We start from the raw sequence: 11,300 nt of genomic DNA on the forward strand, positions 1-11,300 counted from the left end.
CCACCGTCGCCCCCCGTCCGCCAGCCGCGCCCTCGAGGACGGCACCCGAAGGCGGCGACGGTGACGCGGCCTCCTCCGACCGCGTCGTGCTCGCTTCCCGAGCCACTCCGCCCACCGACGACGTTTAACCCATGGCCTCCCCCAAGAAAGCGGCGCTCGGCAAGGGCCTGAGCGCCCTCCTCCCCTCTCAGCCGGACGCGGGCGACGAGCCGGGATCTCGCACGCGGCTCTACAACTTCGAGGAGCGCCGCCGCTTGGCCGGCCGCGTCGCCGACCTCGAGGTCGACGCGATCCGGCCGAACCCGTACCAGCCGCGAAAGGACTTCGACGAGGCCGCCCTGGACGAGCTCTCGTCCTCGATCGCGCAGCTCGGCATTATCCAGCCTCTGACGGTTCGCTCCCTCGGCGACGGCCAGTACGAGCTGATCTCGGGCGAGCGGCGACTCCGCGCCTCGAGGCGGGCGGGCCTCAAGAAGGTCCCGGCCTATGTGCGCGAGGCGGACACGGAGGAGATGCTCGAGATGGCCATCGTCGAGAACGTCCAGCGCGAAGACCTCAACCCCGTCGAGGTCGCACTCGGCTACCAGCGCCTGATGGAAGAGGTCGGGCTGACCCAGGAGCAGGTCGCGCAAAAGGTCGGCAAGAGCCGGCCGACGGTCGCCAATGCCATCCGCCTTCTCAAGCTTCCGCCGCGCGTCCAGGCCTCGCTCCGCGAGGGGACGGTGTCGTCCGGCCACGCCCGTGCGCTCGTCGGCGTCGAGGACGAGTCCGAGCTCCTCGATTTGCACCGCTCCATCTTGGACGACGGCTTGTCCGTCCGTGACGTGGAGGAGCGGACGCGCGCGCTGCGGAAGGGCGAAGATCCGACACCGGCCCCGTCGGCGTCCTCGCCCCAGAGCGACGGGCCGGCCTTGGCGCCACGCGACCGGCTGCAGATCGACGCGTTCGAGGATCGCCTACGGTCCCATGTCTCTAGCCGCGTTCAGATCAAGCATCGCGTGAGCGATGGCGGGGGCGTCATCGAGGTCGCGTACTACTCCGTGGACGACCTCGACCGCGTCGTGAACCGCCTGACGGAGGGATAGCGTCGTGCGCGCCCTCGCGCTCTCAATGCTGGTCTGCAGCGCGGCGTCGGCTCAGCCTATCGCGACGGACTCGACGACCTCGAGGTCGCCGCGGACCGCGGTCACGAGATCTCTGCTCGTCCCCGGCCTCGGCCAGCTCTATAACGGCGAGCCAGTCAAGGCTCCGATCGCTGCCGCACTCGTCGTGGGCGCGTTGGTCTACGCCGTCGACCGGCAGACCGAATACGTGAGGTTTCGACGCGCGACCCTGTTCGCTGGCTGCGAGCAGGACCCCGACTCGACGCCGGACCGCGTCGAGATCTGTCTCGACGCACCGGACTATCGCGACGAGTGGGAGGCGCTGGGCTCACCCCTGTTCACGTCTCTACGACCCGTTCGAGATCGGGCTCGTGGCCAGCGCGACGTGAGCTACCTGCTGGTCGGCGTCGCCTACGCCCTCCAGGCGCTCGACGCCTACGTCGCGGCGGAGCTCTCGGACTTCGACGTCAGCGAGGACCTGACCGTCGTCCTCGAGGTCGCGCCGCGTCGGGCCGGTCTCTCTCTACGCGTCGGGTTGTAGCCACGACCTCGGGGCCTGATACGACTCGTCCTCGAGGACGCGACCGCGCACTCGAGGACGAGAGGTAGAGTTCTAGTTCGAGCAGATCGAGCGCAGCGTCTGCCGGCGGTCGGACAGCGTGTCGCGCCACCGGTTCTCACCCACCTCGTCGTCGCCGACGAAGTAGTCCCACCGCTCGACGGTCTCCTCCTGGAGCAGGATCGGCGTGGTCATGTGGGCGGTCCGCTTGAGAAGTGGCTGGAGCCCCATCTGGTGGACAAACGTGATCTTGCAGTCGCCCTCCTCGACGCGCCGGACGGAGAGCCAGTTGTCGCCACAGACGTGGCAGGTATAAAAACGAGCCTCGTGGTCGTCCGTGAGGAGGTCGATGGCATCTGGCTCGTCGGGCTCGAGCTCCATCGGGAGCATCGAGTGAGATCCGCAGGCCTTGCACTGGAGACGGTCCATGTCAGTTCAGAGAATGCTGTTGGAGGATAACGGATCAGAGCAGATTGTCGCACGGTACGCGTTCGTCTTCACCCCCCCTTTCCGGCCCCTTCGTGGCACGTCCGACCCGCGTTGACCCCTACCTCGCCGAGCTCCTCGCGGCCCCTCGCGGCCTCGAGGTCGAGCCCTTGCGAGAGCGACTCACGGTCGCGTCGTACAACGTGCATCGGTGGGCGGGGGTACGGGGTGGGCGGGCCTACGACCCGGAGAAGGCGTCCCTCGTGGTATCGGAGGTGGGAGCTGATGTTCTAGCCCTTCAGGAAGTTTTGAGGCCCGTCGACGGCGCCGATCCTCTGGCAGATCTCGCTCGCTCGCTGGGCTTTCACCTGGCGTTCGTCGTGACGCGGATCCACCGACGGGGAGAGTTGGGCAACGCGGTCTTGTCGAGGTGGCCGCTGTCGGGCGCCCACGCGATCAACCTGTCGTTCGGGCCTCTCGAGCGACGCGCGGCCTTGGCCGTCCGAGTCGGAGGAAGCGCGCGGAACGTTCAGGTCGCAGCCACGCACCTTGCCTTGGTAGACCGGACGCGGTCGCGCCAGGTCCGAGCCCTCCTCGATCACCCTCAGCTCGCAGGCGGACCCACCGTCCTGCTCGGGGACATGAACGCGTGGCGACCGACGAAGGCCAGCCGCCAACTCGACGACCACTTTCGAGAGCGGCACCACAACGCGTCCTGGCCCCCTTCCTATCCATCCGTGCGCCCGGTCTTGGCCCTCGACCGGCTGTATGCGAGAGGGATGCGTGTGCTCTCGCTCGAGACCCACACCAGCGACGCCGCGCGCCGGGGCTCCGACCACCTGCCGATCGTCGCACGTCTCGAACTCGAGGACGCTCAGGCGGACACCGCGGACGGCATCTGATATCGTCCTCGACGCGCGACGACCACGAGCGCGCCGCCGAGTCCCAGCAGAATCAAGCCGACCAGGCGTCACCGCCACTGCCATCCCGAAAACGGGTCGAGCGACTCTGGGGCCGCAGAGACAGAAACCGTCCAGGCTCACGCGACGAACGCCTCCCCGACCGGCAGTGTCCCTGCCGCGTAGCGGCACTCCCCCCAAAATCGTGACGGGCCAGCTGATCTCGTCGGACGACGCGAGCACGGCAAACCCGACCTTCAGCGCTCCACCCTCGAGGACGGGTCTACAGTCTGAACGCATCCCTCCAAAGCGGTAGCGCCCACGGCAACATCGGCAGGCCACGCCTGACCGGGATTGGAGTCGGGGAAGAGGAGTCCGTTGGCTACGCCGGCCTCACGGCTCTCGAAGACGGCTCGGAGCCGGGCGCATCGGGTGCGGAGTCCGGCCGCGTCGGCCTCGAGGACGCGACGGAGCGTGACGACGCCCGTTTGTAGGCGCGTCGTGCAGCCGTCGTAGAACAGGCCGTGAGGGAATTCGCCGGTAGCGCCGAAAGGATCGCGGGACCAGGGCGCTATCACGAGTCGAGTGCGGACCGAGCGCCCTCGAGGGCGTCGCCCCTTGGCGCGTCGGTGGCGTCGCTGGACGGACGGCTTTTGAACCCGACGTCGGTCCAGGCGATCCCGGTGAGCGCGAACACACATCCCTCTGGGAGGAGTCATGCATCGATCGCGGCGGCCTTTGTCTCGAGGTCGGATGACGGCTAGCGCAGCGACGCGATGGCCCGCTCACGCGTCGCGGCTATGGAGTAGTCGGAGCGGCTCAAGACCCGCAGTCGCGCCCCCGGATCGCGGCGATGCCCCACAGCAGCGCCCGCTTTACTCGACCACGCGCAGGAATCTCTCGACGTGCTCGACCACGTCCTTCTGACGGTCCTCCTGCAGCACCAGCATCTCCTCTCGGAAGTGGAGCTCGAACGCGCCTGTGACCGGTACGGCCGACAGGCGCTCGAAGGTCAGCGAGTCGCCGGGGAGCACGAGCGTCCCGCGGTCGTCACGGAACGACGTGTGGACGACGTACTCGCCGCCGGTCTCGAGGTCTGTGATGCGCACGGGAGTGAACGGTAGAGAGCGTAGAACGTCGGCCTCGAGGCCGAGAGGACACGGGTGGGACGACGCGGCGTCCTCGAGGACGGCTACGGATCGAGCGGCAGCCGTCCCGACCCGATCTCCGAGCCCAACAACTCGTCCGGGATCCCGAACGCGTCGACCAGATCGACGGAGAGCGGGCGCAGGCGAGTTAAGACGCGGTTTACCTGGGTCCGAATCGCCTTCGCGACCGGTGCGTCGATCAGGTTCTGCTCCAGGAACCAGCCCCGGTCGCGTTCAAGATGCTCGAGAGCGTAGAGCGCGCAGGTGAGGCCGAGGACGGTCTTGGTCTGCTCGTCCTCGACGGTGTCGACCGCGTCCTGAAAGGCCTCGAGGACGAGGCGCTCCGAGTGCGCCGTCGCGAGTGTGAGCAGGTGGTCCTGGACCTCGACGAAGGCCTCGAACGAGTCCATCCCCTTGTCGATCCGGCTCTTGAGACGACGGGCCACCTGGACGAGCAAGATCCGCTCGCGGCGCTCGAACAGCGCCCGGTGCCAGTCCCCGTCCATCAAGTGATCGCGGCCCCGGTTGCGACGGGCCAACGGGTTGACTTCGCCCAGGCGGACGTCGGCCTGGTCTCGGAGGTAGCGCAGCAGGCCCCACGCGTTGAGGTCCGAGAACTCCTGCTTGTACCCGTTCAGCAAGCCCTTGGCGACTTGGAGTTGGAGGACCGTGTTGTCGCCCTCGAAGGTGGTGAAGATGTCGGAGTCCGCCTTGCGGTGCGCGATCCGGGCCGACCACCGGAAGCCTTCGCCGCCGCACGCCTCCCGCGCCTCCTGCAGCGACCGCGTACCGTGCCACGACGCCATCGTCTTGAGCGCCGCCGCGCGCGCCTCGATCTCGCGCGTATCGCTCCCCGGAGGCAGCGACGCGAAGTCGCGAGCGAGCCCATCGAGGGCGAACGACAAGCCATAGCTCGTCGCGACGAGCGGCAGCAGGCGACGCTGGTGGCTGAGATAGTCCATGATGACGACCTCCTCCCCGCCCGCCGGGCCGAACTGCCGACGGCGGTTCGCGTACCGGACGGCGACCGTCAGCCCCGCCTTGGCCGCGCTGTTGCCCGCGGCGCCGACCGCGATCCGGCCGCCGACCAGCGTTCCGAGCATGACGAAAAACCGCTTGCCCGCGCTCGGGATCGGACTCGTGTACTCGCCCTCCGCGCTCACCTGTGCGTAGCGGCTCAACAGGTTCTCGCGTGGGATCCGCACCTCGTCGAACCAGAGCTGGCCATTATCGACGCCGTTCAGCCCCATCTTGTGGCCGCTGTCGTTGATGCGGACGCCGGGGAGGGTGCTCCCGTCTTGGCCCCGGATCGGGACGACGAACGCGTGGACGCCGAAGCCCTCGCCCTCGATGACGAGTTGGGCAAAGACCGTGGCCTGCTGACCGTGGCGCGCGGCATTCCCGATCCACTCTTTATGGTCGTGGTCCGTCGGGGTGTGGATGACCCACTCATCGGTCGCGGGGTCGAGCGTGGCGGTCGTCTCCAGTTCGCGGACGTTGGAGCCGTGGCCCCGCTCGGTCATGGCGAAGGCGCCGGGCAGCTCGAGCGTCCCGATGCGGGGCAAGAGATCGCGCCGCTGCTCGTCGTTGCCGAGCGCGTTGACGCTCCCGCCCCATAACCCAAACTGGACGCCGAACTTGACGACCAGGCTCAGGTCATGCGTCGCGATGATCTCGAACGCCGCGATAAACTTGTCGATGTCGGCCTCGCCGCCGGCGTAGTCCGGGTAGGCGAGCGCTCCGATGCCTTGGTCCGCGAGCAGCTGCGTCCACTCGAGGACGAGGTCGCGGTACTCGTCGTTCGAGATGCCCGGCTCGGGGTAGGCGAACGCCGGGTCGCAGAGCAGACGACGGACGCGGTTCTTGACGTCGGCGTTGGGGCCGTCGAGGAGGGCCTTGACGGCGTCGACGTCGAAGCCCGGCGGCACCCTCTTCGGTTCGACCGGATCGGGTCGCTCCTCGAGGAGATCGCGGACGGCCTCCTCGCCGACGATGCCGAGGACGTCCTCGATTTCGCCGAGGGCGAGCCGCGCCTCGGGCGGCAGTCCAGCGCCGTCGCCTCCCGACGCGAGCGATCCGAGGTCGGCGCCGAGGTCGGCGAGCGACTTTTGCGCCACGTCCGGGATGTGGTGCGCCGCGCGACGGATAGCCCGGACCCAGCGGAAGTACGTCGTCGCGTCCGGCGGAGAAGCCGGGTCGAGCCACGCTCCGAGTTGGGCGCGGTCGCCGTCCGTTAGCCAGTCCTCGTCCTCGAGGCGGCGGTGGACAGCGGCGATCTCGGACGGCATCAGTAGTCCGTCGGCCCACGCGACGTAGAGGAACGGGAGGACCGACGCGACACCTCGGGAGAGGTCGTCGAGCGGGGGGCCGCCGGGGTCGGAATCGGCGATGATGGTGTCGGCCATGGGTCCAGGTGCGGTTCCCTCTCTAAACCGGCGGAATCGGGAAAGGATGCCCTGACCCAAACTTTCACTCGAGACTGAAACCCGTCGACCTCGAGCTCTTCACCACCGCGGAGCGCGTTCCGGCGTCGTGGCCAACAGCGCGAAGTAGCTCAGGCCCCGACGCGCTGGCTGGTAGGTCAGCCGGCGGCGGAGGAGCATCTTGTTGGTGCTCCCGTCCGTCAGCCAGATCCGCAACGCCACGCCGTCGACGGTGGGCCGCTCGACCGGCTCGTCGCCGACCTCGACGCGGATCGGATTGCCCTCTTGCGTGAACGCGATGCGCCACGCCGGGACCGTCGCCGGGTCCGCGGCGGCCGCCTCGAGGCCGAGCCACGGGTAGCGCTCGAGCAGGTCGAGCGGCTGTCCGCCCGGCAGGTCGATGACGTAGCCTTCGTCGAGGCCGGCGACGAACTCGGGGAACGTCAGGCCGGGGTCGTCCTCGAGGGCGAGGTAGAGCTGAGCGGGTGGGAAACCGGTCAAGTTGGTACCGAAAAAGCGCCCGTGGATGTTCGAGCCCCCGAAGTACTCGTCGAACCAGACGGGCTGGTTCTCGTTGACCATCATCGCGATCTCGAGGTGGACGTGCGCGCGGGCGCGGCCCAGGCCACGGCCGGTGTAGCCCATCTTCCCGATCGGCTCGCCCTGCTCCACGACGTCGCCCTCGACGGCGTAGACGTCGGACAGGTGGGCGTACAAGCTGTAGACCGGGCTGTCGCTCCAGTCGTGCTCGAGGACGACGTACTTGCCGTAGCTCGAGGCGCCCGCGCTCGAGTTGGCGTAGGCCACGCGTCCTCGGTCGATGGCCACGACGCTGTCGACCGGCTCGCCGGCGTTGTCCCGCCCGACCGGCGCGATGTCGATCCCCTCGTGGACGCGCCGAAAGGTGCGGCGCCCGAAGATGGTCGGGACGGGATCGCGGACGAACCCGTACTGGCCTCCCTCCCACCGCTCCTCTCTCATGCTGTCGATGGCCATGTCGAGGCGCATGTAGAACTCGTCGGGCTCGCCCCGGAGGAGGGCGTCGTTCGAGGTGGGTAGCACGAGGGACAGGCCGGTGCCCTCACGCTGGGGAGCTGGAACTGCTGGCTCGTCCTCGAGGTCGGCATCTGCGTCGGCGTCCTCGAGTGTGGTCGCGGCTGAGCGCGGCGACGACGAGTCCGGGGACCCGCAGCCGACGGCGGTCATGAGGAAGACGAGAGAAAGGAGCCGCATGCCGAACCGAGAAGAGGCCGTGGTACTCCGGGTCAGGCGGGGCCCGTTCCTTGGGAGCGGTATGATCCGGGCGAATCCGCGCCGCGGCGACCGCGTCTCCCAAACCTCCATCCCCCCGTCTCGTGCAACGCGCCATCATCATCGCCGTCCTGGGCCTCCTGGTCGCCCTTTTATCTCTTATCACGGCCATGTTCGCGGCGTTCACACCGGCCATCCCGACCGCTCAGATTCGCGAAGAGGAGCGTCAAGGACGAGCCTCCTATGACGAAGCGACGCTGCTGAACCACATGGTCAACATGCAGCGCTACATCGAAAAGGCGGCGCTGTCGGCGGAGGCCGAGAACTGGGAGCTGACGCAGTTCTACGCCGAGAAGATCGACGAGCGGGCCACCCGCGTCATCGACGGAGGCTACATCGTGGACGGGATCGACGTGAGCGCGATCGCCGCCGAAATCGCGGACCCACGGGCAACGGCCTTGGCCGAGGCGGCGGCCACCCGGGATCGCGCTCGGTTCGACGAGGCGTACGACGTCATGGTCGACGGCTGCAACGCGTGCCACGGCCGCTCCGGCTACCCGCTGATTCAGATCCGGCGGCCGGACGCGGCGGCCTACCCGTCGCAAGTGTTCGAGACGCCCGCGAGCCAGCGGGCACGGCAGTAGCCGCTCGTCCTCGAGGACGAACGCGGCGCCGACCCTTCGCATGAAGCGGTACCCGTCCCGTTGGCGCCCTCGAGGACGCTACCGTCGCAGCGTCCCGTCGCGGATCTCGCGCACCAGCCCATCGAGGCCGTAGACCGTCGCGAGCGCCTCGACCACGAGCCGCGTGTCCACCATCACGTTCCGACCCCGAGTCGGGTCGTAGATGTAGTCCCGGACCAGGCCCTCGATGGTGCGGTCGAAGTTGAGCCCGACCAGTTCGCCGGCGCGGTTGACCGTCGGAGAGCCTGAGTTGCCGCCGATCGTGTCCGAGGTCGACGTGAAGTTGACCGGCGTGGAGAGATCGAGCGCGCTCTCGGCCTCGAGCCAGCGCGGGGGCAGGTCCCACTCGCACGGGTCCGAGGCGCCGCTCGAGCAGAAGCTGTGGTACCGGTCGAAGATGCCGTACATCGTCGTCATCGGCGGAGCGAGGGTCCCGTTGTACGGGTAGCCCGCCACGACGCCGTCGGTGAACCGGAGCGAGAACGTCGCGTCCGGCGGGACCGCGTTGCCGAAGGCGGCGAACCGGGCTTGGCCAAGTTGACGGGCCAGGTCGGCCTCACGAGCGCTGAACCCGGCGCTCGCCGACTGAAACTCCTGGATCGCGGGCAGCAGCCCGCGCACCAGCGCCACGGCCGGGTCGTATTCCGCCTGGGCCGGATCTGCGCTTGGCTGCGCGGCTTGCGAGGTCGACAACAGACGGTCCGCCGCCGCCGCCGCGGACTCGCCCTCGAGGGCGGCCGGCAAAGCCTCGTCCAGATCGGCGTAGTACCGACGGAGCGCAGCCACCTCGGCCTCGAGGTAGGCCCGCTCGAGGTCGGCGGCAGAGGCTTCGATCTCTGACGAGTCCTCGCCCCGCACGAGCGCGAGCGCCCGCTTCATCAAGGCCGAGCCATAGGCGCGGTTGAACAGACCCGGGAAGGTGCGGTAGGCTGGGGCGAGCTCTCGTTTCTCAGCCTGGAGCGCCGCCATCTCGTCGATCAGCGCCGACGCCTCGGGACTGGCCGCACGGAAGTCCCGCTCGCCGGCCGCACGGCGGGCAACCACGTAGTCGTCTTGGAGGCCGCGGAGGCGTCCACCGAACGCCTTGCGCGCGTTGCTCAGGCCGAAGATGGTGCCGCGCACTTGGTCCGGGTTGTCGTCTTGGCCCGTCGCGAGGTACCCGCGGAGCGCCTGCTCACGGGACTCGACGAACTGCAGTCGCTCACCGAGGCTCACGTCGCGCAAGAACTCGAGCTCGGCCACCGTCCGGCCTCGAGCCGTCCGGCCGGGGTTGCCGATCACGAACACCAGACTCCCGTCCTCGACGCCTTGGGCGGAGAGCGGGAAAAACTCCGGCGTGCCGAGCGGCTGCCCGTCGTCGCCATAGATGCGGAAAAAGGCGAAGTCGGCCGCGTAGCGCGGGTAGGTGAAGTTGTCCGGGTCGCCGCCGAAGAAGCCGAGGGAGCGCTCCGGCGCCATCACCAAGCGCACGTCGCGGTACCGCCGGAACGTGTACGCCGAGTACTTCCCGCCGTTGTACAACCCGACCACCTGAACGATGAAGTCGTCCGCATCAGGGTCGGGCGACGTGATGCCGCGCCCGGCCAGCAGCCTCGAGGTCACGGCCGCTTGGGCCTCCTCGAGGGCGGCTTCGCGCTCGGCGTCCGTTTCGGCGGCGTCCACGGCCGCGCTCACCTCGGCCGTCACGTCGTCGATGGCGACGACTTGGTCCATGTACAGAGCGTCGACGCGGCGCTCGTCCTCGAGGGCGCGGGTCGTGAACCCGTTGTCGAGCAAGCCCTCTCCGCCGCGGTCCGACCGGATGATCCAGCTCTGCGCGCAGTGGTGGTTCGTCAGCACCAAGCCGTTCGGCGAGATGAACGACGCGGAGCAGCCGGGCATCCGCAACGACGCCAACCGGGCGCGGCGGTACCACGCCTCGTCTGGCGTAAAGCCGTAGGTGTCTTGGAGATACTCCGTCGGCGGATCCTCGAACAGCCACATCTTGCCGTTGTCGAGCGGCTGGGCGCGGACGGTGTCGGGGTCGAACGTCTGCGCACTCGAGGACGAAATGCTCAAGACCAGGAGAAGGAGGGCGTAGCGCATAGGGCTCGGGGTGGCGGAAACCGAAGATACTGAGGGGCCTGTCTCACTTTGTGCCCTGGCCGTCTCAGAAGTGATGGAAATCGTTTGCATTCCCTTCACGTTACGTCCTAGGTTGTAGCCGAAAGGGCTTCCATGCCCGACCCGACCATCAGCCCCCCTCCCAGATGCGCCTTGCCTCTCTCCTCGTACTCGCCTCACTCGTCTCTGCGCCCGCGTTCGCGCAGGTCGAGGCGACGGCAGCCAACATGTACGACATCGCCCTGAACGGGCAGCCCGTCACCGTCGACGGCAACCTCGACGACTGGGACGACGCCCAGTTCTTGTTCTTCAGCCAGGACGAGCCCAACTTCTTGCAGCCCGACGGCAACCCCGTCTTCGGCGTCCCGACCTCGCCGGCCGACTTCTCTGGTCACTTTGCGATGAAGGCGGACGACGACAACATGTACTTCGCAGTCCGCGTCCGCGACGAGGGCGCGCCGATGATCGACACGCCGGACACACCGAACCGCGCCTTCTTCTACGACCACCTCTCGGTCTATCTCGGCTTGTTCGACGTTGGAGTAGATGGGACCTCCCCCCACGTGGAGGCGACGGGCGAGGAGTCGGACAACGCCGACAACTTCCAGTTCATCAACCCCGTCTCGGGCGAGACCTTCGTCGGCGACGGGGCCCGGACCTACCGGATCAGCCCCGAGTCCGACAACTCGGGCACGACGCTCGGAC

At 68.3% G+C, this 11,300-nt stretch carries 12 protein-coding genes; 5 read left to right on the top strand and 7 right to left on the bottom strand.

Features of this window, described 5'->3' with window-relative positions; genetic code table 11:
- Positions 1-131 precede the first annotated feature (131 nt).
- Both WBA11_RS13990 and WBA11_RS13995 read left to right on the top strand, forming a co-directional pair.
- Positions 132-1,085, top strand: coding sequence for a ParB/RepB/Spo0J family partition protein (locus WBA11_RS13990; RefSeq protein WP_424521286.1), 954 nt, complete (start codon positions 132-134; stop codon positions 1,083-1,085).
- A 4-nt stretch (positions 1,086-1,089) separates the two neighbouring features.
- A complete protein-coding gene (locus WBA11_RS13995) occupies positions 1,090-1,644 on the top strand; it encodes a DUF5683 domain-containing protein (RefSeq protein ID WP_424521287.1) in 555 nt (184 codons plus the stop codon).
- 72 nt (positions 1,645-1,716) lie between these two features.
- Here WBA11_RS13995 and WBA11_RS14000 read toward each other — a convergent pair whose 3' ends face one another.
- The gene (locus WBA11_RS14000; protein WP_424521288.1) at positions 1,717-2,091 is read right to left on the bottom strand and encodes a hypothetical protein; all 375 of its coding nucleotides are present in this window, start codon (positions 2,089-2,091) and stop codon (positions 1,717-1,719) included.
- Positions 2,092-2,183: 92 nt separating this feature from the next.
- Here WBA11_RS14000 and WBA11_RS14005 point away from each other — a divergent pair, with 92 nt between their 5' ends.
- Positions 2,184-2,990, top strand: coding sequence for an endonuclease/exonuclease/phosphatase family protein (locus tag WBA11_RS14005; RefSeq protein ID WP_424521289.1), 807 nt, complete (start codon positions 2,184-2,186; stop codon positions 2,988-2,990).
- A 254-nt stretch (positions 2,991-3,244) separates the two neighbouring features.
- Here WBA11_RS14005 and WBA11_RS14010 read toward each other — a convergent pair whose 3' ends face one another.
- The 5 genes from WBA11_RS14010 to WBA11_RS14030 form a co-directional block, all read right to left on the bottom strand.
- Positions 3,245-3,565: a hypothetical protein gene (locus WBA11_RS14010; RefSeq protein WP_424521290.1), complete on the bottom strand. Its 321-nt coding sequence runs from the start codon at positions 3,563-3,565 to the stop codon at positions 3,245-3,247.
- A complete protein-coding gene (locus WBA11_RS14015; RefSeq protein WP_424521291.1) occupies positions 3,562-3,684 on the bottom strand; it encodes a hypothetical protein in 123 nt (40 codons plus the stop codon). The genes WBA11_RS14010 and WBA11_RS14015 overlap by 4 nt, the downstream gene beginning before the upstream one ends.
- 178 nt (positions 3,685-3,862) lie before the next feature.
- Positions 3,863-4,096, bottom strand: coding sequence for a hypothetical protein (locus tag WBA11_RS14020; protein WP_424521292.1), 234 nt, complete (start codon positions 4,094-4,096; stop codon positions 3,863-3,865).
- A gap of 83 nt (positions 4,097-4,179) precedes the next feature.
- Positions 4,180-6,540 (bottom strand): acyl-CoA dehydrogenase, encoded by a 2,361-nt coding sequence (locus WBA11_RS14025; RefSeq protein WP_424521293.1) that lies wholly within the window; start codon positions 6,538-6,540, stop codon positions 4,180-4,182.
- A gap of 99 nt (positions 6,541-6,639) precedes the next feature.
- Entirely contained in the window at positions 6,640-7,791 is a 1,152-nt protein-coding gene (locus WBA11_RS14030) for a M23 family metallopeptidase (RefSeq protein ID WP_424521294.1), read from the bottom strand.
- A 122-nt stretch (positions 7,792-7,913) separates the two neighbouring features.
- On the opposite strand from WBA11_RS14030, the gene WBA11_RS14035 reads away from it, so the two are divergent.
- Positions 7,914-8,453: a hypothetical protein gene (locus WBA11_RS14035; protein WP_424521295.1), complete on the top strand. Its 540-nt coding sequence runs from the start codon at positions 7,914-7,916 to the stop codon at positions 8,451-8,453.
- Positions 8,454-8,531: 78 nt separating this feature from the next.
- Here WBA11_RS14035 and WBA11_RS14040 read toward each other — a convergent pair whose 3' ends face one another.
- Positions 8,532-10,577 carry a S46 family peptidase gene (locus tag WBA11_RS14040; RefSeq protein ID WP_424521296.1) on the bottom strand — a complete coding sequence of 682 codons (2,046 nt, stop codon included), beginning with the start codon at positions 10,575-10,577 and terminating at the stop codon, positions 8,532-8,534.
- Positions 10,578-10,741: 164 nt separating this feature from the next.
- Between WBA11_RS14040 and WBA11_RS14045 the strand changes: the two genes are divergently transcribed.
- Positions 10,742-11,300 (top strand): hypothetical protein (locus WBA11_RS14045; protein ID WP_424521297.1); only part of this gene is annotated, 559 nt, incomplete at its 3' end.

Source organism: Rubrivirga sp., from assembly GCF_049648075.1.
Lineage (GTDB): Bacteria > Bacteroidota > Rhodothermia > Rhodothermales > Rubricoccaceae > Rubrivirga.